Genomic DNA, 25439 nt, shown 5'->3' on the forward strand with positions numbered 1-25439 from the left:
CACCCGGCCGCGGCACGGCTCGCGAATCCGCCATTCCACCCCTCGGCACTGACCAATGGACGGGCATTCGCGCTCACCATACGCGCACAATCCGGCACCTGGGGCCAGGACATACCGGCCTCGACCACAACCCGAAAACCCATTTGCCCGCGACCCGACGCGACTGTCCGCGCTGGGCACAATGGCGCAAAGCGGATGCTCGAGTACGGCTCCGACGCCGACCGGGCGAAGCCGCTGCGCGGCATCGTCCCGGGCCGTCCGCACGGTCACTGAACGTTGTCCAAAACTTCGCCGTCTGGTAGAACGTGTTCTAATACTGCGAGGAGGCGGCGGTGGCCGACGTGCTCGACGGACAGGCCTGGTCGGAGTTCTGCCGGGCCCTGGAACGGGCCGGCGACGTGGTGCTCCGGGACACCGCCCCGGCCACCGCGCTGGACCGCGCCGAGGGCTTCCGCTACCTGACCCGACTGGTCCGCGAGATGCTCTACGCCACAGTGGAGAACGCCGACCCGGACTTCCCCCGGCTGCACGAGCTGGACCTGGTCAAGATCGGCGCGGACAACCCGGACAACGTCTACCTCTCGGCCACCGTCCGGGGCGACCGCGACTACCGGATCACCGGGCGGCGCGGCACGATCGCGTACTTCAGCGTGGGTTCCAAGGCCAACCGGTACGCCAAGGACGGCACGATGGCCTCGACCGGCGAGCTGTCCGACCGGGACCTGGTGGTCGAACCGGACGGCACGGTCGAGATCATCGCCAGCCGTACGCCGCGGGACCGCAACTGGCTGCCGCTCGCGCCCGACTCGACCGGTATCGTGGTCCGCCAGTCCTATTTGGACCGCAGCGCCGAGGAACCCGGCACGTGGCGGATCGAGCGCATCGGCGGCCCGGCGTTGCCCGCCGCGCTGGACCCGGACGCACTGGTGCGGGCACTGCGCCGGGCCGCGCTGGCCGTGCACGGCACCGCGGCCACCTTCGCCGGATGGACCGAGCTGTTCATGACCCGGCCCAACGAGCTGCCCGACTTCGGCCAGGAGCTGTTCCAGCGGGCCGGCGGTGATCCGGAGATCTTCTACCTGCACGGGTACTGGACGCTGCGGCCCGGCGAGGCGTGGCTGATCGAGACCGAGGTTCCGGACTGTCCCTACTGGAACTTCCAGCTCAACAACTGGTGGATGGAGTCGATGGACCACGCACACCGGATCACCGTGAACAAGCACACCGCCACACTGGACGACGACGGCAGGTTGACCATCGTCGTGGCCGACAAGGATCCGGGTTGGGGCAACTGGATCGACACCACCGGCCACACCAGCGGAACCGCGCTGCTGCGCTGGCTCGGCGCCACCCACCACCCCATCCCCCGCTGCCGGGTAGTGAAGCCGTGACCGAACCATGTCGGCCGCCCACCTGCCAACCGCACCCAAGGGGAACGGGACGCAACCCGGCCACCGAAACCCTGTCAACCGAGCGGGATCAACTCACCGCCACAACAGCAGTAAATTCCGGAGCGGCGGAACTGCGCGCTCTGCGGGTGGACGAACTGTTGGACGCGGCCAAGACCAAGGCGGGCCTGACCGAGTTCGGCGACGACTGGTTCGTCGAACCGCTGCAGGTTCTCGTCCGCAGCCTCAACGCACAGGCGCGGCTCTCGCCCGCCGGGCTGGAACTGACCCGCCGCAGGCTGACCGCGCTCCTCGTCGACCGGCTGCGGCTGCGGGCCCTGCAGCGGACCCACCCGGAAGTCCGGGCGGTCGAGGTGCCGGTGGCCGCCGCGATCTGCGGTCTGCCGCGTACCGGCTCGACCCTGCTGCACCGGTTGCTGGCCGCCTCGCCGCGACTGACCTCGACGCTGTCCTGGGAGGCCTCCTACCCGATCCCGTTCCCCGGCGAAGGACCGGACGCCGCGGAGCGCAAGCGGCGGGCGCGGGACCGGGCCGAGCTGTTCCTCCGGATGTCGCCGGAGTTCGCCGGCATCCACACCATCGAGTGGGACGGGCCGGAGGAGGACGTGATCCTCCTCGACCGCTCGTTCACCTCGATGAGCTTCGACTCCTTCTACCGGATACCCGACTATGGCGCCTGGCTACGCTCGGCCGACCAGAGCATGGCCTACCGGGAGCTGCGCGAGTGGTTGCAGGTGCTGCGATGGCAGCGGCCGGACCGCGCCGGGCGTCGGTGGATCCTGAAGTCGCCGCACCACCTGACCGCGGTGGACACGGTGCTGGACACCTTCCCGGGCTGCCGGATCCTGATGACGCACCGGTCGCCGGTCAGCGCGGTGCCCTCGTACGCCTCGATGGTGGTGTCGATGAGCTCGCAGTACAGCGCCGCGGTCGACCCGGTGGCGACCGGCCGGTACTGGAGCACGCGGTTCGCCGCGACCCTGCGCGGGTTCGCCGAGGCACGGCGGCACCGCCCGGACCGGTTCGTCGACGTGCCGTTCGCCGAGCTGACGGCCGATCCGCTGGCCGTGGCCCGCCGCGTGCTCGATGCCGTCGGCCTCGCCTCCGGCTTCGAGTCCGGCCCGTTCCTGGCCTACCTCGACCGCAACCGGACGCAGCGGCACGGCGCGCATTCCTACGCACCGGAGGACTTCGGCCTGTCGGCCGCGGAGTTGAAGCGGGACTTCGCTTTCTACACGGAGGCATTCCTGTGATCCTGTCCGGGGAGGTCGTGGTGATCGCCGGGGTCGGGCCCGGGCTGGGCGCCAAGCTGGCCGTGCGGGCCGCCGCGGAGGGCGCCAAGGTGGTCATGGCCGCCCGGTCCACCGCGGTCATGGACCAGGTGGCCACGGAGGTCGCGGCCGGCGGCGGTGCGGCCATCGGGGTGCCCTGCGACGTGCGCCGGGCCGAGGACGTCGCGGCCGTGGTGGCTGCGGCGGCCGACCGGTTCGGCACGATCACCGGGCTGGTCAACTCCGCGTACTCGCACCCGGGCTTCTTCGACCTGCTGGACACCCCGGACAAGGGATTGCGGCGCGCACTGGAGATCATCCTGCACGGCTCGCTGACGATGACGCGGGCGGTGCTGCCGCACATGAAGGCCGCCGGCCGCGGGTCGATCGTGAACATCGGCACGATGACCACCCGGGCGCCGATGCGCGGCGAGGGCGGCTACGCCGTGGCCAAGGCGGCGATGTCGTGCGCGTCCCGGTACCTCGCCCTCGAGCTCGGCGAACACGGCATCCGGGTCAACCAGGCCGTGCTGGGCTGGCTGGACGGGCCCGGAGTGCGCTACTACCTGCGGATGACCGCCGAGGCTCGGGGCGTCAGCGAGCAGGACGTGTACGACGAGATCGCCGCCCGCAACCCGCTCGGCCGGATTCCACCGGACGAGGCGTGCGCGGGCACCGTGCTGTTTCTGTTGTCCTCACTGGCTTCCGAGGTGACCGGCGCGGTGCTCGACGTCAACGGAGGGGAGTTCCTGCCACAATGAGCATGATCACCTCCATCACGGTCGACATCGCCGCTCCGGCGAGTTTCGTGTGGCGTGTGCTGATCGACTACCCGAACTATCCACAGTGGAATCCCTACACGGTGCGGGTGGAGACGACGCTGGCCATCGGCGACCCGATCGACCTCACCCTCCCGTCCCCGGACGGCTCCGGCGGCACGTTCGTCAACCGCGAGTTCATCCGCGTGGTGGATCCCCCGCATCACCTGCGCTACGACACCGGTGCGGCGATCCCGGGCCTGTTCGCCGTCCGGGACCAGTGGATCACCGAGACCGGCCCGGACCGCTGCGCCTATCACACGACGGACACCATCACCGGCGAGCACGCCGGGTTGGTGCTGGACCAGAACGGCGCCTGGGTCAAGGCCGGGTTCGACGCGGTGGCCGTGGCCCTCAAGGAGCGGGCGGAGCGCCTGTTCATTCCCGGGGTTCGGCGCGCGGACCGCTGAAGGTCACGACGCCCATCGCGAGCAGCCGGTCCAGCACGACCGCCGCCGCCGCCGACGGGGCCAGCACCGCCGTGTCCAGCCGCAGCTCCGGGTTCGCCGGAACCTCGTAGGGCGAGTCGATGCCGGTGAAGTGCGGAAGCTCGCCGCGGCGCGCCCGGGCGTAGAGCCCCTTGGCGTCGCGGGCCTCGGCGACCGCCAGCGGCGTGTCCACGTGGACTTCGCAGAACTCTCCCGCGGCGACGAGGCTTCGGGCCAGCGCGCGTTCCGCCTCGAACGGGGAGATGAACGACACCAGGACGATCAGGCCGGCGTCGACCATGAGAGCGGCGACCTCCGCCACCCGGCGGATGTTCTCCACCCGGTCGGCGTCGGTGAAGCCCAGGTCCCGGTTCAGGCCGTGCCGCACGTTGTCGCCGTCGAGCAGGTAGGTGCGATGGCCGGTCCGGTTCAGGCGCTGCTCGACCAGGTTGGCGACGGTCGACTTCCCGGCACCGGAGAGCCCGGTGAACCACACCACACAGCCCCGGTGCCCGCCGAGGGCCGCGCGCATCTCCTTGGTGACGCTGAGGGTCTGCCAGCGCAGGTTCGCCGGGCGGACGCGGTCCAGCAGGCCGGCGCCGACCGTGTCGTTGGTGAGCCGATCGATGATCAGGAAGCCGCCGAGGTCGCGGTTGACCGGGTACGGCTCGTAGGCCACTGCGGCGTCGAACCGAACAACGGTGCCGCCGATCTCGTTGCACCGCAACGAATCCGACCCGGTCACGCCGACCGTTCTGGCGCCGATCTTGGCGAGGTACGATCGGCCGGGCACCAGGTCCGCGGCCGCCATCCAGATCACCCGGGCATCGAACTCCGATCCCACGTCGCACGCGGACGACGCGGCCGCCAGGATCGCGCCGCGTCCCACGTCGAGATCCTCGGCCAGGACCACGGTCACCGACTGCCCTTCGACGGCGATGTCGAGGTCGCCGTCGAACGCCACGATCCGGGCCACCGTGGCCGGCAGGCCGGCGGGCAGCACGACGACCCGGTCACCGGGACGCACCGAGCCGCCCACGATCCGACCGGCGAAGCCGCGGAAGTCCGCGGCTGGCCGGATCACCCACTGCACCACCATCCGGAACGGCCCGGCCGGGTCGTCGGCGGGCACCGCGACCGACTCGAGCCAACCGAGCAGGGCCGGCCCGTCATACCAGGGCGTCTGCGCGCCACGCCGAACCACATTGGTCCCGTGCAGCGCGGAAACCGGAATGCAGGCGACCGAGGTGATCCCGAGAGCGGCCGCGAGAGCCGAGTACTCGGCGGCCACCGCGTCGAACACCGTCCTGGAGTAGCCGACCAGGTCGAGCTTGTTCACCGCCAACGCCACGGTCCGGACCCCGAGCAGCGCGACGATCTCGGTGTGCCGCCTGGTCTGCGGCAGGATTCCCGTGCGGGCGTCGACCAGGATCACCGCGGCGTCCACGACCGATGCCGCGGTGACCATGTTCCTGGTGTACTGCTCGTGGCCCGGTGCGTCGGCCACCACGAACTTCCGGGTCGCGGTGGCGAAGTACCGGTAGGCGACGTCGATCGTGATGCCCTGCTCCCGCTCGGCCAGCAGGCCGTCCAGCAGCGTTGCGAAGTCCATGCCGTGCCGCTCAAGGGCGGCCAGCTGGTCGTCGGGCAGGGTGCGGGCCTCGTAGAGCAGCCGGCCGATCAGCGTGCTCTTGCCGTCGTCGACGCTTCCGCAGGTCATGAACCGCAGCAGGGACATCAGAAGTAGCCCTCGTGCTTCTTGCGTTCCATCGAGCCGGACTGGTCGTGGTCGATGGCCCGGTCGGCCCGTTCGGAGGTGGTGACCTGCCGCAGTTCCTCGATGATCTCCGCGACACTCGCCGCGGTGCTGGGCACGGCGCCGGTGAGCGGGTAGCAGCCGAGCGTACGGAACCGTACGGTCGCCCGGCGGATCTCCTCCCCCGGCCGGAGTCGCAGCCGGTCGTCGTCGACCATGATCAGCATGCCGTCCCGGCGCAGCACCGGGCGCGCCGCGGCGAAGTACAGCGGCACCACCGGGATACGCTCGCGCCGGATGTACTGCCACACATCGATTTCGGTCCAGTTGGACAGCGGGAACACCCGCAGGCTCTCCCCCGGGTCCTTGCGCGTGTTGTACAGCCGCCACAGCTCCGGGCGCTGACTGCGCGGATCCCACCGGTGTGCCGCAGTGCGCAGGGAGAACACCCGCTCCTTGGCGCGGGAGCGCTCCTCGTCCCGGCGGGCCCCGCCGAAGGCGAGGTCGAACCGGTGCTTGTCCAGCGCCTGCCGCAGCCCCTGGGTCTTCCACATGTCGGTGTGCCGGGCCGAGCCGTGGTCGAACGGGTTGATGCCGAGAGCGAGGCATTCCGGGTTGCGGTGCACGATCAGCTCGACGCCGAGCCGCTCGGCCGTCCGATCCCGGAAGGAGATCATCTCCCGGAACTTCCAGGTGGTGTCCACATGCAACAGCGGGAACGGCACCGGCGCGGGATGAAACGCCTTGCGGGCAAGGTGCAACAGCACCGAGCTGTCCTTGCCGATCGAGTACAGCAGCACCGGGCGCTCGCTCTCGGCGACCGCCTCGCGCAGGATGTCGATGCTCTCCGCCTCGAGCCGGTCGAGCTGGGTGAGCGTCATGACCCCATGGTACAAAGTAAACTGGACAACGTTCAATAGTCTCTGAACGTTGTTCAACGTGCGGTACCGTTGCGCCCGTGGAAACCACTGCCGCCTGGGGCGACGCGAAGGCCCGCCGCGCCGACATCCTGTCCTCCGCCGAGCGCCTGCTCGAGCGGGACGGCTACGCAGGGCTGACCGTGCGCGCCATCGCGGACGGCGCCAAGATCAGCTCAGGCACCGTCTACCAGTATTTCCAGGGCAAGGAGGACGTGTTCGTCGCGCTCATGGCGGCTCGGCTGGACGCCCTGCGGGCCACGTTCGACGAGCTGGACCGCGAGCTGGGCATCCCCGGCCTGCTGACCGCGACGCTGCCACAGGTGCGGGAGCTGTGGCGGCTGTTCGGCCGCTCGGCCCAGCAGTGGGAGTCCAAGGTGCTGGCCGGCGGGCGGCGCGGCAAACAGGCGGTGACCTCGGCGACGGTGTTCCGGCGCACGATCCGCGCGCTGGACCGGGCCCTGCGCGAGACGGCCGCGGCCGGCGGCCGGACCGTGGTCGACGATCCCGCGCTGGCCCACTGGGTGTGGGATGCGCTGATCGGAGTCGCCGACGACCTGCTGCACGGCGGGTCGGTGCAGGGCCGGGTCCCGCCCCGCCGCCTGATCGAGTTCGCCATCGCCGCCATCGAACGCAGCATCATCACGAGCTGAGGAGACGGCCTGACGGGCCGGTGGCCGGTCGTCGCGGGACGACCGGCCACCGGGCGTTGATGTACCAGGGCTCAGACGGTGACGATCCGCCACTGCTGGTTGGTCTGCCCGGAGCCGAGGCAGTCGAACAGCTGGATGGGCGTGCCGTTGGCCGTCCCACCGTCGTTGTTGCGCACGTCCAGGCACTTGGTCTGCGCGTGCATCGGTCGCAGCTGGAAGAGGATCGGGGTGATCTGTACCGACCGCCAGAGCTGGTTGGCCTGTCCCGTCCCCAGGCAGTCGAACAACTGGATGGGCGTGCCGTTGGCCGTCCCGCCGTTGTTGTTGCGCACGTCCAGGCACTTGGTCGGCGCGTGCGCGGGACGCAGCTGGAAGAAGCCCCCGCCCACCGCGACCGCCTGCCACACCTGGTTGGTCTGCCCAGCACCCAGGCAGTCGAACAACTGGATGGGCGTGCCGTTGGCCGTCCCACCGTCGTTGTTGCGCACGTCCAGACACTTGGTCGACGCGTGCGCGGGACGCAGCTGGAAGAACGGACCCGCCGCGCTGGCCGCGGGCTCCGCACTGGACACCCCCGCGCCCCCGAAGAATGCCGCTGCCATTGCCAGGACGGCGGCGATCAGCGACACCCACGCGGCCGGACGGCCCCGCTTGGAATACTTACTCTTCTGCAGATTCATCGGATCTCTTTCTGTCGTGAATTGCGCCGGCCATTCCCCTCGTGATGCCGGCCGATTCAGTCCATCAAGCCCCCGACTGAACCGCAATACGCACTAATACGTATGAGCGTGAACAGTATTGTAGAACATTTCCAGAATAGTGGTGATCTACCGGCCAGAAGATGGCGGCGCGAACGACAGTGCAATGAGGCTCGCCCGATTGGGCAGCCCAAGCTTCCGGTAGATCTGTTCCAGATGCTTGTGCACGGTGCGGGGGCTGATCTCCAGGTGCCGGGCGATCTGGCGATCGGTCGTGCCGCGCGACACCTGCTCGGCCACCTGCCGTTCCCGTGGGGTGAGCTCCAGCCACCACGCCGGCCGCGAAAGACCCGGATCCGGCTTCCGGGCCGCGGCCAGCCGGTCCCGGCAGGCCATCGCCCTGGCCAGATGCGGCGCCACCAGTTCGACGACCGCGCGGTCCCGGTCGGAAAAGCCGGCTCTCGACCGGTTGAAACTCAGGCTGCTCCCGCGCCGTCCGTCCGCCCGCACGAGACACACCAACTGGTCGACCGTCCCACGTGGACGAAAGACGTCGGCATAGAGCGGTATCCGGCGCAACGCACTCAGTTCCGCGAGGTCGGTCAGGGCGACCGAAGATCCCGGCGCCAGCCGCCCGGACTCGTACGCGGCAAAACCCGGATGCTGGTGAGCGAGCGAATCGAACAGCGCCTTGTCGACCTCGTAGTGCTCCGGAGGATCGGTGACGGCGCCGACAATCCGGCGCTGCGGATACTCGACCCGGTTGAGGGCCGCGATGTCACACCCGACCAGCCGCCCCAACGCCGCCAAACCGGCATCCGACACCTCGGCGTCGTGCCCATCCTCGTGCAGGACACCGACCACGTCCAACACCCGAGACAGATCGCGGGCGCTCAGCACGTCCCTCGATGACCGATCCCCTCCCACACAGACAGGAGCCGGCAATCCGGTCACGGATACACGGGTGTTCTGGTCCCATCGTACGGTCGCACCGACAACGCAGTTGACCCAACAACCCGGCGAATGCTATTCCACAAATGGCGGCATGACCGCCACAGATACCCGCGGAACATCAATTGAAAGCAGCGGAGCCCACATCTCCGGTCCCGGCCTCCAAGGCGCCGTCCTCGACGCCATCAGACCCAACCCGGGTCTGACACAGGTCACCGTGACCGGATTCGAGACCGGAACCGGCACCACCGACCCGTGGTTCGTCGATGCCTACGCGACTCGCGCCAACCCGCTGCCGGGACTCCAACCGGCCACCGCCGCCATCGCGGCCCGCAAGCGCCTCAACGTCACCTGCCCTGGCGGAACCAGGACCGGTGGTGGTGGCCATGTGACCAGGTCGGATACTGCTCCCCCGGCTGGACTCGAACCAGCAACCCTTCGGTTAACAGCCGAATGCTCTGCCAATTGAGCTACGGAGGATTGGCGGGGTCAACTGTAGCGCACGGGGCGACGGGGTTACCCGGCGGAGGCCACCGGGGTGGGGGACGATGGAGGGGACAGCTTCGGCGGACGGGAGTTGACGTATGAAGGCGTTTCTGTTGGGTGCGGCGGTGGGGTACGTGATGGGCGCTCGGGCCGGACGGGAGCGGTACGAGCAGATCATCCGGATGTACCGCAAGCTGGCCGACCATCCGGCGGTGCAGGGGGCGGCGGGGATCGCCCGGGCGAAGATCGGGGAGAAGACCGGGTTCGGGCAGGGGCCGGGGTCGGACAACGGGCAGCGGACGGCCGACTCGACCGGGTATCAGCGGGCCTAGGCGGGGACGCGGGCCACGGCGAACACCCGGCGGAACGGGAACCAGGTGGTTCCGTCCGGGCGCTGGGGGTAGGCGTCGCGCAGCAGCGGGGCCAGGGCGGCCCGGAACCGGGTCCAGGCGTCCTCCGACAGGGCGGACCGGATCGGGCGCAGGGCGGTGCCGGCGATCCATTCGAGGACGGCATCGGCGCCGGTCAGACGGTGTAGGTAGGTGGTTTCCCAGGCGTCGACGGCGCAGCCTGCGGCGGCGAGCAGGGCGGCGTAGCCGGACGGGTCGAGCACCGCGTCCTCCGGGCGGAGGGGGAGGTCGGCCAGGTGCGAGCGCCATTCGGGGGTGCCGGCGAGGGCGCGGACCTGGGCGTGCGACGGGGCGTCGAAGTTGCCGGGGACCTGGAAGGCGAGCCAGGCGCCGGCCGGGAGGGCGTCGACCCAGGCGCGGAGCAGCGGGCCGTGGTCGGGGACCCACTGGAGCACGGCGTTGCACACGGCGACGTCGGTGTCCGGCGCCGGGATCCAGTCGCGGACGTCGCGGACCTCGGCGGCGATGCCGCGGTCCCGGGCGGCGGCGACCATCTCCGGCGACGAGTCGAACGCCTCGAGCCGGGCGCCGGGCCAGCGTTTGGCCAGGGTCTGGGTGAGATGGGCGGGCCCGCAGCCGATGTCCACCACCCGGCGCGGGGACTCGACGCGAATCCGGGCCACCAACTCGTCGAACGGGCGGGACCGGTGGTCGTCGAACATCAGGTACTGGTCCGGGTCCCACATGGAGCGACCTCCACCGAGCGGTAAACAGTACGAACGTACGGTTTACTCTACACTCCGGAGCCGCTCCGCGACCTCGGCGGCGAGCCGGCCAAGGGCCGCGCGATCGGCGCCCGGGTCCGGGCGGACCTGCAGCAGCAGGCCGTCCCGCCCGGGCACCTTGCGCTGCACGAACCAGGCACCGCCGCCGGGCAGGTCGTGGTGGTGCCGGGACCGGATCGACGACGTCACCCGGACCTGGACCGTCCTGGGCACCGTGCCGGGCCGGTCCAGCACGAACCGGCGAGGCGGCAGGTCGGCCAGCACCACGGCCTGGCCCACCGTCTCCTGCTCGGCCGCCTCGACCACCGCAAGCACGCCATCCGACCAGGTCGCCTTGCTGATCAGGTGCCAGCCGATCCGACGCACCCCGTCGTCATCGGGCACCCACAGGCCGAGCGAGGTGGCCACCAACCGGCCACCGCCGGCCACCGCCGCATGGCCCAACACGTTCTCGTCCTCGGCCAGCTCACCGGTGAAATCCGGCGGCACCCCGCCGGAGAGCAGCCGCTGCAACCACCGGGTCATGCCGCCGCCTCGCAAGCTCGGCGCCGGCCAACCCCGCCCATCGGTTCGCTCGCAAGCTCGCTCACGCCAACCCACCGGTGGCCTGCTCGCCGAGTGCCTTGCGGTACTGCTCCAGCGCGACCAGATCGCCGAACAGCGCCCGGTAGTCATCGGCGTCCTCGACCGGGTTCAGCCGGTGCAGCCGCGACTTCAGGTCCGCGATCTGCCCGGCGACCACGCTCTCCAGCAACCGGGCGACCAGGCTGCCGACATAGCGTGAATCGGGTTCCTGCTTGTGGTGCATCGGTTCCACCGCCAGCTCGGTGACCAGCGTCCGCACTGTCTGATGTGGACAGTTCCGCCCGGCCGCGTCCACCAGCGCCGGGCCGGACAGCCCGGACGAGGTGCCGCCGACCGCGAGCAACGCCTCGTACAGCTCGCGGTACGCGGGGTGGGTGAACGCCTCCTTGGGCACCGAGTTGTCGTAGTACGGCCCGGCCAGCTCCGGTGCCTGCAGCGCCGCCTTGAGCGCCTCGCGCTGCACCCACAGCCGCGGGTCGTTGCGCGGCGGGCGCGGCGGCCCGTCCACGTCCACCGCCAGCGCGCCCTGGCCCGGGTCGGCCGGCTGCCGGCCGCGCCGAGGCGGAACCGGCGAGCCACCGGCCGTCTCCCGGACCCGGCGCACCACGGTCTGGATGTCCTCCCAGCCGACCCAGCCGGACAGCTGCCGGGCGTACTCGTCGCGCAGCGACTCGTCCTTGATCCGGGCGATCATCGGCACCGCCCGGCGCAGCGCGTCCACCCGACCCTCCGCGGTGTCCAGGTCGTGCTCGGTGAGCTCGGCGCGGATCCAGAACTCGATCGCCCGCTGCCGCCGGGCGACCAGGTCGCGCACCGGCTGGTCGCCCTTTGCCTGGCGCAGCTCGCACGGGTCCATCCCGCCGGGGGCGACCGCGATGAAGGTCTGCGCGGCGAACCGCTGGTCGTCCTCGAACGCCTTGATCGCCGCCTTCCGGCCGGCCTCGTCCCCGTCGAAGGTGAAGATCACCTCGCCGCGGAAGAACGAGTCGTCCATCAGCAGCCGGCGCAGCACCGAGATGTGGTCGGTGCCGAACGCGGTGCCGCAGGTGGCCACCGCGGTGGGCACGCCGGCCAGGTGCATGGCCATCACGTCGGTGTAGCCCTCGACCACGACCACCTGGTGCCGCCGGGCGATCTCCCGCTTGGCCAGGTCTAGCCCGAACAGCACCTGGGACTTCTTGTAGATCGGGCTCTCGCTGGTGTTGAGGTACTTGGCCTCGATCTGGTCGTCGTCGAAGATCCGCCGGGCGCCGAAGCCGACCACGTCCCCGCCGAGGTCGCGGATCGGCCACAGCAGCCGGCGGTGGAACTTGTCGATCGGCCCCTGCCGGCCCTCCCGGGACACCTGCGCCTTGTACAGCTCGGTCAGCTCGAAGCCTCGCCCCAGCAGGTGTTTGGTCAGCCGGTCCCAACCGGCCGGCGCGAAGCCGCAGCCGAACCGGGTCGCCGCGGCCTCGTCGAACCCGCGCTGGGTCAGGAACTCCCTGGCCTTGGCCGCGTCCGGGGTGCGCAACTGTTCGGCGTAGAACTCGGCGGCGGCCCGGTGCACGTCGAGCAGCCGGGTCCGGGTGCCGCGGTCGCGCTGCACGGTGGCGCCGCCGCCCTCGTAGGTCAGCGCCACGCCGACCCGGTCGGCCAGCCGCTCGACCGCCTCCACGAAGCTCAGGTGGTCGATCTTCATCACGAAGGCGATCACGTCCCCGCCCTCGCCGCAGCCGAAGCAGTGGAACGTGCCGTGCGAGGCCCGCACGTTGAACGAGGGCGTCTTCTCGTCGTGGAACGGGCACAGGCCCTTCAGCGCGCCGCCGCCGGCCCGGCGCAGCGCCACGTACTCACCGATCACCTCGTCGATCCGGTTCCGCTCGCGCACCGTCGCGATGTCGCTTTCCCGGATTCGTCCCGCCACGAGGCCCAAGTCTAGGCTGGTTGCTGTGACCGTCAGCGATGACGTACTGGCCGAGCGGTTCGCCGCGCACCGGGCCCACCTCATCGGCGTCGCGTACCGGCTGACCAGCACGCTGTCCGACGCGGAGGACGCGGTGCAGGAGGCCTGGCTGCGACTGTCCGGTTTGGACGGTCAGCGCCGGGAAGCGATCCGGGACCTGCGCGCCTGGCTGACCACCGTGGTCGGCCGGATCTGCCTGGACCGGCTGCGGTCGGCGGCCGTGCAACGCGAACGCTACGTCGGGCCGTGGCTGCCCGAGCCGGTGGTCACCCCGTTCGGCGCACCGGTGTCCGATGATCCACTTGAGACGGTCGTGCGGGACGAGGGCGTGCGGATGGCCGCCATGGTGCTGCTCGACCGGCTGACCCCGGAACAGCGCGTGGCGTTCGTGTTGCACGACGCGTTCGGTGTGCCGTTCGGTGAGATCGCCGAGACCCTCGGGGTCTCCGAGGCGGCCGCCCGGCAGCACGCATCCCGCGGCCGGCGGGCCGCGGCCGAGGCCGATCCGCCGCGGCGGGTGCCGCTGGACGAGCAGCGGGCGGTGATCGAGCGGTTCACCGCGGCGCTGGCCAGCGGCGACCTGGCCGCCGTGGTCGAACTGCTGCATCCGGATGCGGTGCTGATCGGCGACAGCGACGGCAAGGCGCCCACCGCCCGCCGGATCATCGTGGGAGCCGACAAGATGGCCCGGTTCCTGCTCGGGCTGCTCCAGCAGTACGGCCCGCACCGGCTGCTCGCCGTCCAGCCGGTCCTGGTCAACGGCGATCTCGGGATCACGCTGCCGGACCTGCCGGGCGAGGAGGACTACCGGGCGATATCGCGTCGGGTCGGCACCTTCGCCATCCGGGACGGCAAGATCGTGACGATGTACGACATCGTCAACCCGGACAAGCTCACTCGGGTGCGGACTCCGTAGCCGCGTCGGCCGGAACCGGCACCCGGCACGCCGCACCGGAGGTGAAGCCCTGGTCGGTGATGCCCAACGCGCTGTTGAACCGGGCCCGGTGGTTTTCCAGGGCGATGTGGTAGGTCAACTCGAGCACGCCCTTGTCGCCGAACTCGGCGCGCAGCTCGGCGACCTGCTCGTCGGTCACCGACATCGGGTTCGCGGTCATCGCGTCGGCGTAGCCGATCGCCAGCCGCTCCGCCGCGGAGTAGGCGGGCGAGGTCTGATAGGCGTCGATCTGTTGCAACCGCTGGATGTCCAGGCCCTCGTGGCGCTGCAGCATGGTGCCGAAGTCAACACACCACGAGCAGCCGACCTGCTGCGCCACCCGGTAGACGGCGATCTCCCGGACGTTGGCCGGCAGGGACTTCGACGCCCGCTGCACGGCCAACTCGTGCCGGGCGCCGGCGATGGTCAGCTTCAGGTGGTGCGCCGAGACGGTGACCGGCTCGGGCACGGCGCCGAACCGGCGCCGCGCGAACCGGTAGATCAGGCGCAGCAGCGGGCCGGCGTCCCTGGTGGGGATCCCGGGAATCCTCGGCATGGTCGTCTCCTCCTGGTCGACGGGTTGTCGACCGGTGGACGGGCCGGCTCACCGGGGTGTGACAACGCGGGCCATGAAGTAGACCACTCCGGTCGCGGCGTGCTCGATGAGCAGCAGGAACGGGCGGTCGACGTCGACCGGAACCGGCTGCTCCACCGGCATCATCCCGGTGAGCGCGAACATCACCGCGGTGGCCGCGGCACCCTCGAGGCCCTGTTCGTCCACCTTCAGCACGGTGTCGTGCAGCACCTGCTGCACGGCCAACGGATCGGGGCTGATGCCGGACAGGTCGGCCCGGTCGGTGAACACCGTCCGCACCCCGAGCCGTTCGAGCGCCCCGGTCAGCTCGATGCTCAGGGACAACCGGAGCCGGGGCAGCCGCAGCCGCACCCGGGTCGGCCGCAGGGTGTCCAGCATCGCTTCGAACGCCGACCCGTCCAGCTCCGCCTCGGCGGCCCGCTTCGTCTCCGCCGGCAGGTCGCGGTCGAGCAGCAGCACGACCGCCCGCACCCCGCCGGCCGCGGGCAGCCGCACCACCTGCCAGGGGCCGACCCTGGCGTACTCGACCGTCTCGATCAGCTCCATGGTGGGCAGGTCGACCGGTCCGTCCGGGGTGTGGAACGGTCGCGGCCGGGTCGCGTGCTCGGCGAACGGGTACAGCCACGCGCACCTCAGGTACAGCGCGTTGACCAGCGCGGCCACCGTGTCCTCGGTGATGGCACCCGGCGGGACCAGCTCCCGGATGAGGTCCCTTGTGGTCTTCGCGACGTCGGCGTTGATCAACTCCTGGGCCCGGTCCGGCGCGTCCCGGAACGGCGCCGGCCGAACCGAGCCGACCTCGTCGGCGAACGACTCGTTGATCGTGATCGACCGATCGACCCACAGCGTGTCGGACACGGCAAGGACCGGTTGCTCGCCGTCCGCATCGGACTGGCTGAGCCGGCCGGCCCGCACGTGCAGCCGGCCGAGCGCGTCGAGGTCACCGGAGACGTCGCCGAGCAGCAGGGCGACCAGTTCGTCCCGGGTGATCCCCCGGGCGCCGGCGGCGACCAGCCGCAACGCGCAGGCCACGGAGAACGGTGCGAGGCAGACGTCCAAGGCCGGTTCGGGCGCCACGGCCCGGTGCAGCGCGAAGGCGAACTCGAGGGCGTGCGATCGGTCACCGGCGGGCGTCGGCGAGCCGCAGATAGGTGGGCGGCTCCGGCACCGGCAGCTCCCCGGCAGCGGACAGCGGGCCGTTCGGCTTCGGCCGACGCGGCTCGCGCACCCCGGCCGGGCCCGGGCCCGGGTCCTCGTCCCCCCACGGATCCACATCGTCGGCGTAGACCGGATCCCGCCGCGGCCCCAGCTCGGACCGGCCGGGCCCGTCGTAGTTCGGACTCCGTCGCGCTTTCCTGCTACCTCTCCCCATGCACTCGAGTGTGCCACGAGTCACACGAAAGTGGAGTGCCAGGCGACGGCCTGTGCGTCGGTGAGTGCGGCGACCTGATCCACGACGACCCGCAGCCGCGCCGCGTCGTCCGCGGCGACCTGCCAGGCCGGCCGGAACGCCGGCTCCAGCGCGTCGGGCACCCGGCGGGTCAGCGCTTCGACCAGCTCGGCCAGCAGCTCCCGCTGGCCGGCCTGCACGACCAGCCGGCTCGGGTCGCTCATCACCCAGCGCAGGGCCACGGCCTTGAGCAGCGCCACCTCGGCGGCCACCCGGGCGGGCACCACCAGGTCGGCGGCGTAGCGGGTCAGCTCCGCGTCGCCGTACTCCCGCCGGGTCCCGGTGACCGCGGCCGAGGCGAACCGCCCGACCAGCTCGCTGGTCAGCCGCTTCAGCGCGACCTGGGCGCCGAGCGAGCCGTCGTAGCCGGCGGCGGCCAGCTCCGCCACCACCGGCAGCCGCAGCAGTTCCTCGGCCGCGTCCTCCAACGCCGAGACCGGTTCGCCGGAGAAGTGCTTGGCGGCGAGCTCGGCGACCGCCCCGCGCTCGGCCGGATCGGCAAGGGCGCCAAGGGAGATCCGGCCGGAGCGGACGCCGTCCTCCACGTCGTGCACCGAGTAGGCGACATCGTCGGCCCAGTCCATCACCTGCGCCTCGAGGCAGCGCCGCTCCGCGGGCGCGCCCCGCCGCAGCCAGTCGAACACCGGCCGGTCGTCGTCGTAGACCCCGAACTTGACCAGGCCGGGCCGGCGCGGCCACGGGTACTTGGTGGCGGCGTCCAGCGACGCCCGGGTCAGGTTGAGCCCGTGCTCCCGGCCGTCCGCGCCGAGCGCCTTCGGCTCCAGCCGGGTCAGGATCCGCAGGGTCTGCGCGTTGCCCTCGAACCCGCCGCAGGACTGCGCGACCTCGTCGAGCGCCCGCTCCCCGTTGTGGCCGAACGGCGGGTGCCCGATGTCGTGCGCCAGCCCCGCGGTGTCCACCACGTCCGGGTCGGCGCCCAGCTCGTCGGCGATGCCCCGGCCGATCTGCGCGACCTCGAGGGAGTGGGTCAGCCGGGTGCGCGGGATGCCGCTGACCTCCGAGCTCTCGTCCGGCCCGACCACCTGGGTCTTGCCGGCCAGCCGGCGCAGCGCCGCCGAGTGCAGCACCCGGGCCCGGTCCCGGGCGAACGGGCTGCGCCGGGACCGCCAGGCGCCGGGCAGCGTGGCCGACTTGGGTTGCTCGGGTACCAACCGGGCGCTGTCGTGCTCGGTGTACCCCGGACTCGGCATGCTCACCGGATCCGATGGTTCGCTCGCAAACTCGCTCACCGGTCCGCCGTGACGTCCTCGGTGATGCTGATGCCCTCGGCGGTGGCCCTGGTGGCCCGGTAGTACAGCAGGGCGGCCGTCTCCCGGACGATGTAGCGCAGCTGGGTCTCGCGGGTCTGCACGATCGGCCCGCTGTGCGTCGGGGAGGTCCAGGCATCCAGGCCGACGTCGGCGGCCATGGTCCTGGCCCGCTGCGAGTGCCACGGGTCGCTGACGATCACCGCCGAGCGCCACCCCCTGGCCCGCACCTCCTCGGCCACGGCGCGCAGCGTGCCAAGCGTGTCGGTGCCCTCGTCCACCTCGACCACCCGGTCCCGCGGCACGCCGTGCGCGGTCAGCCAGCGGGCACCCGCGTCGGCCTCGGTGTAGTTGTCCCCGGCCTGGCGGCCGCCGCCGGTGACGATGTGGCCGGCCACGCCCTGCTCGAACAGCTCCTTGGCGTGCAGCAGCCGCGCCTCGAAGATCTTCGACGGCTTCCCGTCGTACTGCGCGGCGCCGAGCACCACGGCCACGTCGGCCGGGCTGCGGTCGTCGACCCTGGCCACCTGCCAGACCCGGATGCCGGTGCCGCCGACGACCAGCGCGCCGATCAGGAGCGCGCCGAGCACCAGTCGCCGAACGAACCTCACCGTCTCATCCTCGCAGATCTCGCGGGCGGCAACCGGTTTCAGCAGCCGAGCAGCTGGCCGGCCAGGTAGGACTCGAGCGCGTCGACGGATACCCGGTCCTGCGACATCGAATCCCGCTCCCGCACGGTCACCGCGTGATCGCCCAACGTGTCGAAGTCGACGGTCACGCAGAACGGCGTGCCGATCTCGTCCTGCCGCCGGTAGCGCCGGCCGATCGCGCCCGCGTCGTCGAAGTCGACGTTCCAGTGCCGGCGCAGCGCCGCGGCGACGTCCCGGGCCTTGGGCGAAAGGTCCGCGTTGCGGGACAACGGAAGCACCGCCACCTTGACCGGGGCCAACCGGCGGTCCAGGCGCAGCACCACCCGCTTGTCCACCCCGCCCTTGGCGTTGGGCGCCTCGTCCTCGGCGTAGGCGTCGAGCAGGAACGCCATCAGCGGCCGGCCCACCCCGGCCGCCGGCTCGATCACGAACGGCCGGTACCGCGAGTTGGTCGCCTGGTCGAAGTAGGACAGATCCACGCCGGAGTGGTTGGAGTGCGTGGTGAGGTCGAAGTCCGTCCGGTTCGCGATGCCTTCGAGTTCGCCCCATTCCAGCCCGCCGAACTGGAACCGGTACTCGATGTCCACGGTGCGCTTGGAATAGTGCGACAGCTTTTCCGCCGGGTGCTCGTACACCCGGAGGTTGTCCTTCGCGATTCCCAGATCGGCGTACCAGCGCATCCGCTCGTCGATCCAGTACTGGTGCCATTCCTCGTCGGTTCCCGGCTCGACGAAGAACTCCATCTCCATCTGCTCGAACTCCCGGGTGCGGAAGATGAAGTTGCCCGGCGTGATCTCGTTGCGGAACGACTTGCCGATCTGCCCGATGCCGAACGGGGGCTTGCGCCGCGAGGTGGTCAGCACGTTGAGGAAGTTGACGAAGATGCCCTGCGCGGTCTCCGGCCGCAGGTAGTGCATGCCCTCCTCGGTCTCCACCGGCCCGAGATGGGTGCGCAGCATCATGTTGAACTCGCGCGGCTCGGTGTACTGCCCGCGGTTGCCGCAGTTCGGGCACGGCACGGTGGACAGGTCGCCCTCGGCCAGCGCCGTCCCGGTGCGCGCGGCGAACTCCTCGGCGAGTTGGTCGGACCGGAACCGCCGGTGGCAGAAGGTGCACTCGACCAGCGGATCGTGGAACGCGGCGACGTGCCCGGAGGCCACCCACACCTGGCGCGGCAGGATCACCGAGGAGTCCAGGCCGACCACGTCCTCGCGGCCCTGCACCATCGACTTCCACCAGGCGCGCTTGATGTTCTCCTTGAGCTCGACGCCGAGCGGGCCGTAGTCCCACGCCGACCGGGTCCCGCCGTAGATCTCCCCGCACGGATAGACGAATCCACGACGTTTGCACAGGCTGACTACGGTCTCGATACGGTCGGCAGGCACGGGCTCTCCAGGAATTGGGCCACCGGTGGCGGGGAAGATGCCAGATTACCTGCGCGCGGGACGCCCCGATCGAGGGATGTGCGGTCTGTAGCAGGATGAAGCCGTGCCCCGAGATCGACGTTCCAGCCGGACCAAACTGCTCGCCGGCGACGGGCCCCTGACGCGGGTGCCGCCGGTCGCCGCGTTTCTGGTGGTCACCGCGCTGTTCGTGGTCGCCGTCGTGGTCCGGGGAGCGCTCGGCGCCGTCCTGCTCGGGATGCTGGCCCTTGGCGTCGGCGGGCTGCTCGCGGCCACCTGGGGCGTGCTCGCCCCGGCGCAGCGGGCCGCGCGGGTGCTGATCCTGGCCGTGCTGGTCGCCGTGACCGTGTCCATGTTCCTGACGGCATAGGTCCGGCCCCTACACTGTTGAACACGGTAACCACTGCCGAACGGGAGAGACCGTGACCTCGGAAGCCGCCTCGCAGACGCTGCCGGCGGCCGACCACTCCCCGGACCGGCCCGCGGTCGCCCCGGTCACCCGCCGGCCGGCCGCCACGCTTACCGCCGCCGGTGACCTGCTCCGCGCGCTCGCCGCGCCGGTGCGCATCGCCATCGTGCTCGAACTGCGCACGGCGGACCGGTGCGTGCACGAGTTGGTGGACGCCCTCGGCGTGGCCCAGCCGCTGATCAGCCAGCACCTGCGGGTGCTCAAGGCGGTCGGCGTGGTGCACGGCGAGCGGCACGGGCGCGAGGTGGTCTACCGCCTGGTCGACGAGCACCTCTCGCACATCGTCGTGGACGCGGTGGCGCACGCCGAGGAGGGCCGCCGGTGACGGCGGCCGACCGGTCCTCGCCGGTGGTGCCCGGCCGGCGGTCGACCCGGCAGCGCGCCGCGGTCGCCGACCTGCTCGAACAGACCACCGACTTCCGCTCCGCCCAGGAGCTGCACGAGGAGCTGCGCAAGCGGGGCCAGGGCATCGGGCTCACCACGGTGTACCGGACGCTGCAGTCGCTGGCCGACGCCGGCGAGATCGACGTGCTGCGCACCGACTCCGGCGAGGCGGTCTACCGGCGCTGCTCGGAGCACCACCACCACCATCTGGTCTGCCGCACCTGCGGGCGGACCGTGGAGGTGGAGGGTCCGGCGGTGGAGCGCTGGGCCGAGCGGGTGGCCGCGGAGAACGGCTTCTCCGAGGTGAGCCATACGGTCGAGGTGTTCGGCACCTGCGCCGGTTGCACGACCTGAGGAACGTCACGCCCATCCGGCCGACGAACGTGACGTTCCCCGCGAAGACCTAGCCGGCCGCTCGCGGCAGGCCGTTGTCGGCGATCACCTTGGAATACCAGCGGGCGCTCCGCTTGGGCGTGCGCAGCTGTGTGGTGTAGTCGACGTGCACGATGCCGAACCGCTTCGCGTATCCCTCGGCCCACTCGAAGTTGTCGAGCAGGGACCAGTAGAAGTAGCCGCGCAGGTCGACGCCGTGCTCGATGGCGGTGTGCGCGGCCCGCAGGTGGGCGTCCAGGAACGCGATCCGGTCCAGGTCGTTGATGGTGCCGTCGGCGTCGATGACGTCCCGGTAGGCGGCGCCGTTCTCGGTGATGTGCAGGGCGACCGGCGGGTACTCCTCGTGCAGCCGGACCAGCACGTCGACCAGTCCGGGCGGCTGCACCTCCCAGCCGCTGTCGGTGAGCGGCATGCCGCTGGACAGGAAGTCCACGTTGTCCACGCCGATCCAGTCCGTCGGACCGGTCCGCGGCTCGCCGGCGGCGACCAGGTGCCCGCGGTAGTAGTTCACGCCGAGCAGGTCGAGCGGGGCCGAGATGAGGTCGAGGTCGCCCTCCTTGATGAGCTCGACCAGGCCGTACGGGGCCAGGTGCTCGACCATGTCCGGCGGATACTGACCGCACAGCACCGGGTCCAGGAAGATCCGGTTCTGCATGCCGTCCACCAGCCGCGCGACCTCCCGGTCGGCCGGCGAGTCCGGGTCGGCCGCGGCCACCGGGAACAGGTTGAGCGTCACACCGGCGTCGGCCTTCAGGGCCAGCTCGCGAACCGCGGCCATGCCGAGACCGTGGGCCAGCAACAGATGGTGCACGGCGGCCACCGCGGCCCGCGGCTCGGTGCGCCCGGGCGCGTGGATTCCGCTGGCATAGCCCAGAAACGCCGAGCACCACGGCTCGTTGAAGGTGGTGTAGACCGGAACCCGGTCACCGAGCCGGCGCAGCACCGCGTCGACGTAGTCGGCGTACCGGTAGGCGGTGTCCCGGTTGGTCCAGCCGCCGCGCTCCTCGAGCGCCTGCGGGAGATCCCAGTGGTAGAACGTCGCCCACGGGGCGATGTTGTTCTCCAGCAACCGATCCACGAGTCGCTCGTAGAAGTCCAGCCCGCGCTGGTTGACCGCACCGCCGTCCGGCCGCACCCGCGGCCAGGCGATCGAGAACCGGTACGCGCCGAGCCCGAGCTCGGCCATCAGCGCCACGTCCCGCTCGTACTGGCGGTAGTGGTCGGTTGCCGGATCGCCGGTGTCCCCGGCCTTCACCGCCCCGGGTCGGCGGCAGAACTCGTCCCAGATGGAGTCCGACCGTCCGTCCACAGTGGTCGATCCCTCGATCTGGAAGGCCGCGGTGGCAGCACCCCAGACGAACCCCGGCGGGAATCTATGGGCTACCTCTTCCTCCACGTCCGATGTGGATCTGACCTCGTCTGGTATTACAGACACTTCTCACCCCTTCACGGCGCCATGCATGATCCCGGCCACGATCTGGCGGCCGAGCAGGATCAGAATGATCAAGATCGGGATGGTGGCCAGCGTCGTGCCGGCGAGCACCAACGAGTAGTCGACGTAGTAGCCGCTCTGCAGCTTCTCCAATGCGACCTGCACCGTCGGGTTCTCGGCGTTGAGCACGATCAGGGGCCACATGAAGTCGTTCCACGAAGTCATGAACACGAACATGGCCAGGAACGCGGCGGCCGGCCGAACCGCGGGCAGGCACACGTGCCAGTACACGCGGATCATGCTGCAACCGTCCACCCTGGCCGCTTCGATCAGCTCGTAGGGCAGCACCTGCGCGGTGTACTGCCGCATCCAGAACACGCCGACCGCGGTGACCAGGTTGGGCACCATCACGGCCCACAGGGTTCCGGTCCAGCCGAAGTCGGACATGGCGATGTAGAGGGGAATGATGCCGAGCTGGGTCGGCACGGCGAGCGTGGCGACCACGAACAGGAACAATCCGTTGCGGCCGCGGAACCGCAGTTTGGCGAACGCGAACCCCGCGAGGGTGGAGAAGAAGACCGTGGTCAGTGTGACCACCCCGCCGACGATCACACTGTTGCCGAGGGCCTTCCAGAAGGGCACCGTGTCGAACACCCGGCTGGCGTTGGCGAAGAAGTTCCCACCGGGCAGCAACGGTGGAATCTGCTCGGTCAGCATTCCCGAGTCCCGGCTGGCCACCAGGAACGACCAGTAGATCGGGAACGCCGAACCGAGCAGGAACGCGATCAACAGGCCGTAGACCCAGAACCGCGCCCGCTGGTCTCCGAATCCCCGGCGCCCCCGCCGCACCGGGGCCCGCCTGTCGGGGACTGTCAGCGCGGTCATCGGTCCGCCTCACCTGATGCGGCCAACCTTCTGGTCAACAGGAAGTTGGCTATCGCGAAAATGATGATCACCAGGAACAGCATCCAGGCGATCGCCGAGGCGTAGCCCAGGTCCTGGAACTGGAAACCGGACTGGTACAGGTACAGCGTCACGGTCTGGAACTGGTTCTGGGCTCCGCCGTTGCTCGAGCCCGGCAGCTCGGAGAACAGCTTGGGCTCGGTGAAGATCTGCAACCCGCCGATCGTCGAGGTGATCACCACGAAGATCAGCGTCGGGCGCAGCAGCGGCAGCACCACGCTGAAGAACCGGCGGGCGGCGCCCGCCCCGTCCATCACCGCGGCCTCGATCAGGTCCCGGGGTATGGCCTGCATCGCGGCCAGCACGATCAGCGTGTTGTATCCGGTCCACCGCCAGTTCACCATCATCGCGATGGCGACGTGGCTGGCGAACCGGTCGTTCTGCCAGTTGACCGGGTCCAGCCCCAGGATCTCCAGGGTGTTGTTGACCAGGCCGAACTGGACGCCGAACAGGTTGCCGAAGATGATTCCGACCGCCACCAGGCTGGCCACGTACGGCAGCAGCACGCCGACCCGCCACCCGGTGCTGGCCCGCAGGTTGGTGTTCAGCAGCGCGGCGAGCAGCACCGCGATGATGACCTGGGGGATGCTGGAGAGCAGGAAGATGCTGATCGTGTTGACCAGCGAGTTCCAGAACTGCGCGTCACCGAACAGCTCCGTGTAGTTCTCCAGCCCGATGAACGTGCCGGTCTCGTCGAGCAGTTCCCAGTCGAACAACGACACGTAGGCCGTGAACAGCAGCGGGAACAGCCCGGTGATGGCGAAGAGGATGAAGAACGGCGAGATGTAGAGCCACGGAGCGATCTTGACGTCCGCGATGCTCAACCGCTGCCGCAGGGTGAGCTTGGTGGGCGGTCTCGGGGGCGCCGGCGATGCCGGTGGCGACACCGGTCTGGCAATCGTTTCCGACATGCCACTCCCTCAGGGCGTGCGTGCGTGGCTTCGCGCCCGGTTCGGCGGGAACAACCCCCAGCCGAACCGGGCGCGACGATCCACTACCTGGCGATTCGCTTGGCGGCGTCGACCGCCTGCTTCCAACCATCCTCCGGAGATGCGCCCTGCTCAACAGCCTGCAAAGCCGGGCTGGTCGCGTTCTCCTGGATCTGGCCGTCGCCAGGGCCCTTGTACTGCGCCGGGCCGACCTTCTGGGCCATCTTCGCGAACAGCTCGCCGTCCTTGATGCCACCGAAGTACGGGTTGGTGGTGGACAGCAGCTCGCCCGCCTCGAGGGCCTTGACCTGACTCGGGAAGGTGCCCTTCGCCTTGAACGCCTTGATCTGCTGCTCGGGCGCGGTCAGCCACGCGGCGAGCTCTGCGGCCTCCTTGGGGTGCTTGCTCTGCTTGGGCACGGACAGGTACGAGCCGCCCCAGTTCCCGCCGCCGTTGGGGAAGGCGTCGGTGACGGCCCACTTGCCCTCGTTCTCGGGGCCGGCCTGGCCCTTGATGACACCGAGCATCCAGGCCGGGCACGTCTTGGTGGCGAACGCGCCGGTCTTGAAGCCGCTGTTCCACTCGTTGCTGAACGCCGCGAGCTTGGCGGTCTGGCCACGGGCGCCGGCCGCGGTCACCTTGTCCCAGTTCTTCTTGATGTCGGCGTTTTCCTCGATGACCAGCTTGTCGTCCTTGTTGACGTAGCCGACCGGCAGCTGGTTCTGCATCGCGTTGAAGATCTGCGAGTTGCTGTCGTACCACGCCTTGCCGGTGGCCTTGACGTAGGTGTCACCGGCCTGGAAGAACGAGTCCCAGGTCGCGAACAGAGGCTTGACCGCCTCCGGCTCGAACGGCATGCCGGCCGCCTGGAGCAGGTCCTTGCGGTAGCACATGGCCAGCGGACCGATGTCGGTGCCGTAGCCGATCAGGGTGCCGTCCTTGGCCTTGGCCGCGTCGTACTTCCAGCCCAGCCAGCGGTCCTTGGTGACGTCCTTCGGGCCGATCTCCTCGAGGTTGTTGAACAGCTGCGGCTTGCTCAACACGTCCGACAGGTGGCCCTCCTCGACGGCCGAGACGTCGTACGCACCGGAGCCGCCGGCCAACTTGGTCAGCAGGGCCTCGTGGTACGGACCGCCCTGACCGACCTTGTCGTGCTTGATCTTGATGTTGGAGTGCATACCCTCGTACTCCTTGATCAAGTCCTCGTAGCCGAACTCGCCGAAGGTGCCGAGGGTGAGCTCGATGTTCTCGTTACTCGAAGTGGTGCCGGAGCCGCCAGCGCTATCGTCGCCACCGCAACCCGCCAATGAGCCGGCGGTGACTAGGGCGATCGCGCCGATGAACGCCCTTTGTAGCTGTTGTCGCACGTCAAACCCCTTGCTGACGAGTGGGGACTCTGGGAGCGCTCCCAGAATTTGTGCCGCCGAGTCTCGCCCTGACCACCTCTTATGTCAAGACGTTGTGCATGTTGTGTTACGGCTTCGTTTGAGAGCGCTCCCAGATCCGGTAGGCTCCTG

27 protein-coding genes and 1 tRNA gene are annotated in these 25439 nt (G+C 70.2%); 10 read left to right on the plus strand and 18 right to left on the minus strand.

All coding sequences use genetic code 11. The features are described from left to right. Nucleotides 1-332: 332 nt before the first annotated feature. The 4 genes from VFV67_RS27345 to VFV67_RS27360 all read left to right on the plus strand — a co-directional run bounded on the left by VFV67_RS27345 (nucleotide 333) and on the right by VFV67_RS27360 (nucleotide 3908). The gene (locus VFV67_RS27345; RefSeq protein ID WP_326473530.1) at nucleotides 333-1391 is read left to right on the plus strand and encodes a DUF1214 domain-containing protein; all 1059 of its coding nucleotides are present in this window, start codon (nucleotides 333-335) and stop codon (nucleotides 1389-1391) included. Between the two features lie 146 nt (nucleotides 1392-1537). Further along, nucleotides 1538-2662 carry a sulfotransferase gene (locus VFV67_RS27350; RefSeq protein WP_326473531.1) on the plus strand — a complete coding sequence of 375 codons (1125 nt, stop codon included), beginning with the start codon at nucleotides 1538-1540 and terminating at the stop codon, nucleotides 2660-2662. Continuing rightward, nucleotides 2659-3441, plus strand: a complete 783-nt coding sequence (locus tag VFV67_RS27355; RefSeq protein ID WP_326473532.1) for an SDR family oxidoreductase — start codon at nucleotides 2659-2661, stop codon at nucleotides 3439-3441. The genes VFV67_RS27350 and VFV67_RS27355 overlap by 4 nt, the downstream gene beginning before the upstream one ends. Further along, complete coding sequence (locus tag VFV67_RS27360) at nucleotides 3438-3908, plus strand: SRPBCC domain-containing protein (RefSeq protein ID WP_326473533.1); 471 nt, start codon at nucleotides 3438-3440, stop codon at nucleotides 3906-3908. The genes VFV67_RS27355 and VFV67_RS27360 overlap by 4 nt, the downstream gene beginning before the upstream one ends. Here the strand turns inward: VFV67_RS27360 and cysC are convergent. Both cysC and cysD read right to left on the minus strand, forming a co-directional pair. Then, a complete protein-coding gene (gene cysC / locus VFV67_RS27365) occupies nucleotides 3877-5664 on the minus strand; it encodes an adenylyl-sulfate kinase (protein ID WP_326473534.1) in 1788 nt (595 codons plus the stop codon). The genes VFV67_RS27360 and cysC overlap by 32 nt on opposite strands. Continuing rightward, complete coding sequence (cysD, locus tag VFV67_RS27370; RefSeq protein WP_326473535.1) at nucleotides 5664-6563, minus strand: sulfate adenylyltransferase subunit CysD; 900 nt, start codon at nucleotides 6561-6563, stop codon at nucleotides 5664-5666. The genes cysC and cysD overlap by 1 nt, the downstream gene beginning before the upstream one ends. Nucleotides 6564-6640: 77 nt before the next feature. On the opposite strand from cysD, the gene VFV67_RS27375 reads away from it, so the two are divergent. After that, nucleotides 6641-7252 carry a TetR/AcrR family transcriptional regulator gene (locus VFV67_RS27375; RefSeq protein WP_326473536.1) on the plus strand — a complete coding sequence of 204 codons (612 nt, stop codon included), beginning with the start codon at nucleotides 6641-6643 and terminating at the stop codon, nucleotides 7250-7252. Between the two features lie 71 nt (nucleotides 7253-7323). On the opposite strand, the gene VFV67_RS27380 is transcribed toward VFV67_RS27375, so the two are convergent. The 3 genes from VFV67_RS27380 to VFV67_RS27390 all read right to left on the minus strand — a co-directional run bounded on the left by VFV67_RS27380 (nucleotide 7324) and on the right by VFV67_RS27390 (nucleotide 9381). Continuing rightward, entirely contained in the window at nucleotides 7324-7932 is a 609-nt protein-coding gene (locus VFV67_RS27380; protein WP_326473537.1) for an RICIN domain-containing protein, read from the minus strand. A gap of 147 nt (nucleotides 7933-8079) precedes the next feature. Then, nucleotides 8080-8814 (minus strand): helix-turn-helix transcriptional regulator, encoded by a 735-nt coding sequence (locus tag VFV67_RS27385; protein WP_326473538.1) that lies wholly within the window; start codon nucleotides 8812-8814, stop codon nucleotides 8080-8082. Between the two features lie 494 nt (nucleotides 8815-9308). Further along, a tRNA-Asn gene (locus VFV67_RS27390) sits at nucleotides 9309-9381 on the minus strand. 104 nt (nucleotides 9382-9485) lie between these two features. Here VFV67_RS27390 and VFV67_RS27395 point away from each other — a divergent pair. After that, the gene (locus VFV67_RS27395) at nucleotides 9486-9719 is read left to right on the plus strand and encodes a hypothetical protein (protein WP_326473539.1); all 234 of its coding nucleotides are present in this window, start codon (nucleotides 9486-9488) and stop codon (nucleotides 9717-9719) included. Here VFV67_RS27395 and VFV67_RS27400 read toward each other — a convergent pair. The 3 genes from VFV67_RS27400 to dnaG all read right to left on the minus strand — a co-directional run bounded on the left by VFV67_RS27400 (nucleotide 9716) and on the right by dnaG (nucleotide 13013). Continuing rightward, entirely contained in the window at nucleotides 9716-10483 is a 768-nt protein-coding gene (locus VFV67_RS27400) for a trans-aconitate 2-methyltransferase (protein ID WP_326473540.1), read from the minus strand. The two genes, VFV67_RS27395 and VFV67_RS27400, sit on opposite strands and share 4 nt — an antisense overlap. A gap of 42 nt (nucleotides 10484-10525) precedes the next feature. After that, entirely contained in the window at nucleotides 10526-11047 is a 522-nt protein-coding gene (locus VFV67_RS27405; RefSeq protein WP_326473541.1) for a hypothetical protein, read from the minus strand. A 61-nt stretch (nucleotides 11048-11108) separates the two neighbouring features. Then, nucleotides 11109-13013: a DNA primase gene (gene dnaG, locus VFV67_RS27410; protein ID WP_326473542.1), complete on the minus strand. Its 1905-nt coding sequence runs from the start codon at nucleotides 13011-13013 to the stop codon at nucleotides 11109-11111. A 16-nt stretch (nucleotides 13014-13029) separates the two neighbouring features. Between dnaG and VFV67_RS27415 the strand changes: the two genes are divergently transcribed. Continuing rightward, a complete protein-coding gene (locus VFV67_RS27415; RefSeq protein ID WP_414636361.1) occupies nucleotides 13030-13968 on the plus strand; it encodes a sigma-70 family RNA polymerase sigma factor in 939 nt (312 codons plus the stop codon). Here the strand turns inward: VFV67_RS27415 and VFV67_RS27420 are convergent. From VFV67_RS27420 to VFV67_RS27445, 6 genes are read right to left on the minus strand one after another with little or no spacing between them, the layout of a single operon-like run. Next, nucleotides 13946-14542, minus strand: a complete 597-nt coding sequence (locus VFV67_RS27420) for a carboxymuconolactone decarboxylase family protein (RefSeq protein ID WP_326473544.1) — start codon at nucleotides 14540-14542, stop codon at nucleotides 13946-13948. The two genes, VFV67_RS27415 and VFV67_RS27420, sit on opposite strands and share 23 nt — an antisense overlap. A gap of 48 nt (nucleotides 14543-14590) precedes the next feature. Then, nucleotides 14591-15766, minus strand: coding sequence for a serpin family protein (locus VFV67_RS27425; RefSeq protein ID WP_326473609.1), 1176 nt, complete (start codon nucleotides 15764-15766; stop codon nucleotides 14591-14593). Beyond that, on the minus strand, nucleotides 15702-15953 hold the full coding sequence (locus tag VFV67_RS27430; protein WP_326473617.1) for a hypothetical protein: 252 nt from the start codon (nucleotides 15951-15953) through the stop codon (nucleotides 15702-15704). The genes VFV67_RS27425 and VFV67_RS27430 overlap by 65 nt, the downstream gene beginning before the upstream one ends. A 20-nt stretch (nucleotides 15954-15973) precedes the next feature. Then, nucleotides 15974-17242 (minus strand): deoxyguanosinetriphosphate triphosphohydrolase, encoded by a 1269-nt coding sequence (locus VFV67_RS27435; RefSeq protein WP_326473610.1) that lies wholly within the window; start codon nucleotides 17240-17242, stop codon nucleotides 15974-15976. A gap of 35 nt (nucleotides 17243-17277) precedes the next feature. Then, nucleotides 17278-17910 (minus strand): YdcF family protein, encoded by a 633-nt coding sequence (locus VFV67_RS27440; RefSeq protein ID WP_326473545.1) that lies wholly within the window; start codon nucleotides 17908-17910, stop codon nucleotides 17278-17280. A gap of 38 nt (nucleotides 17911-17948) precedes the next feature. Next, nucleotides 17949-19334 carry a glycine--tRNA ligase gene (locus VFV67_RS27445; RefSeq protein ID WP_326473546.1) on the minus strand — a complete coding sequence of 462 codons (1386 nt, stop codon included), beginning with the start codon at nucleotides 19332-19334 and terminating at the stop codon, nucleotides 17949-17951. Nucleotides 19335-19437: 103 nt separating this feature from the next. Between VFV67_RS27445 and VFV67_RS27450 the strand changes: the two genes are divergently transcribed. The 3 genes from VFV67_RS27450 to VFV67_RS27460 are packed head-to-tail and all read left to right on the plus strand — an operon-like array spanning nucleotide 19438 to nucleotide 20559. Then, on the plus strand, nucleotides 19438-19722 hold the full coding sequence (locus VFV67_RS27450; protein ID WP_326473547.1) for a DUF6703 family protein: 285 nt from the start codon (nucleotides 19438-19440) through the stop codon (nucleotides 19720-19722). A gap of 52 nt (nucleotides 19723-19774) precedes the next feature. Further along, the gene (locus tag VFV67_RS27455; protein ID WP_414636356.1) at nucleotides 19775-20146 is read left to right on the plus strand and encodes an ArsR/SmtB family transcription factor; all 372 of its coding nucleotides are present in this window, start codon (nucleotides 19775-19777) and stop codon (nucleotides 20144-20146) included. Next, entirely contained in the window at nucleotides 20143-20559 is a 417-nt protein-coding gene (locus VFV67_RS27460; RefSeq protein WP_326473548.1) for a Fur family transcriptional regulator, read from the plus strand. Before VFV67_RS27455 ends, VFV67_RS27460 begins: the two co-directional genes overlap by 4 nt. A gap of 49 nt (nucleotides 20560-20608) precedes the next feature. On the opposite strand, the gene VFV67_RS27465 is transcribed toward VFV67_RS27460, so the two are convergent. From VFV67_RS27465 to VFV67_RS27480, 4 genes are all read right to left on the minus strand, one after another. Further along, on the minus strand, nucleotides 20609-22024 hold the full coding sequence (locus VFV67_RS27465) for a GH1 family beta-glucosidase (RefSeq protein WP_326473612.1): 1416 nt from the start codon (nucleotides 22022-22024) through the stop codon (nucleotides 20609-20611). A gap of 12 nt (nucleotides 22025-22036) precedes the next feature. Continuing rightward, a complete protein-coding gene (locus VFV67_RS27470; protein WP_326473549.1) occupies nucleotides 22037-22915 on the minus strand; it encodes a carbohydrate ABC transporter permease in 879 nt (292 codons plus the stop codon). Continuing rightward, nucleotides 22912-23904, minus strand: coding sequence for a sugar ABC transporter permease (locus VFV67_RS27475; protein ID WP_326473550.1), 993 nt, complete (start codon nucleotides 23902-23904; stop codon nucleotides 22912-22914). Before VFV67_RS27475 ends, VFV67_RS27470 begins: the two co-directional genes overlap by 4 nt. 83 nt (nucleotides 23905-23987) lie before the next feature. Then, nucleotides 23988-25229, minus strand: a complete 1242-nt coding sequence (locus tag VFV67_RS27480) for an ABC transporter substrate-binding protein (protein ID WP_326473613.1) — start codon at nucleotides 25227-25229, stop codon at nucleotides 23988-23990. Nucleotides 25230-25439: the final 210 nt, after the last annotated feature.

The sequence above is a fragment of the Actinophytocola sp. genome (assembly GCF_035762905.1).
Lineage (GTDB): Bacteria > Actinomycetota > Actinomycetes > Mycobacteriales > Pseudonocardiaceae > DASYTH01.

Excerpts from the sequence above, each read along its gene's own strand:
- VFV67_RS27360 (WP_326473533.1), top strand. The coding sequence starts at position 3,438 with ATGAGCATGATCACCTCCATCACGGTCGACATCGCCGCTCCGGCGAGT.
- cysC (WP_326473534.1), bottom strand. The coding sequence starts at position 5,664 with ATGTCCCTGCTGCGGTTCATGACCTGCGGAAGCGTCGACGACGGCAAG.
- cysD (WP_326473535.1), bottom strand. The coding sequence starts at position 6,563 with ATGACGCTCACCCAGCTCGACCGGCTCGAGGCGGAGAGCATCGACATC.
- VFV67_RS27380 (WP_326473537.1), bottom strand. The coding sequence starts at position 7,932 with ATGAATCTGCAGAAGAGTAAGTATTCCAAGCGGGGCCGTCCGGCCGCG.
- VFV67_RS27395 (WP_326473539.1), top strand. The coding sequence starts at position 9,486 with ATGAAGGCGTTTCTGTTGGGTGCGGCGGTGGGGTACGTGATGGGCGCT.
- VFV67_RS27400 (WP_326473540.1), bottom strand. The coding sequence starts at position 10,483 with ATGTGGGACCCGGACCAGTACCTGATGTTCGACGACCACCGGTCCCGC.
- VFV67_RS27405 (WP_326473541.1), bottom strand. The coding sequence starts at position 11,047 with ATGACCCGGTGGTTGCAGCGGCTGCTCTCCGGCGGGGTGCCGCCGGAT.
- VFV67_RS27420 (WP_326473544.1), bottom strand. The coding sequence starts at position 14,542 with ATGCCGAGGATTCCCGGGATCCCCACCAGGGACGCCGGCCCGCTGCTG.
- VFV67_RS27430 (WP_326473617.1), bottom strand. The coding sequence starts at position 15,953 with ATGGGGAGAGGTAGCAGGAAAGCGCGACGGAGTCCGAACTACGACGGG.
- VFV67_RS27435 (WP_326473610.1), bottom strand. The coding sequence starts at position 17,242 with ATGCCGAGTCCGGGGTACACCGAGCACGACAGCGCCCGGTTGGTACCC.
- VFV67_RS27470 (WP_326473549.1), bottom strand. The coding sequence starts at position 22,915 with ATGACCGCGCTGACAGTCCCCGACAGGCGGGCCCCGGTGCGGCGGGGG.
- VFV67_RS27475 (WP_326473550.1), bottom strand. The coding sequence starts at position 23,904 with ATGTCGGAAACGATTGCCAGACCGGTGTCGCCACCGGCATCGCCGGCG.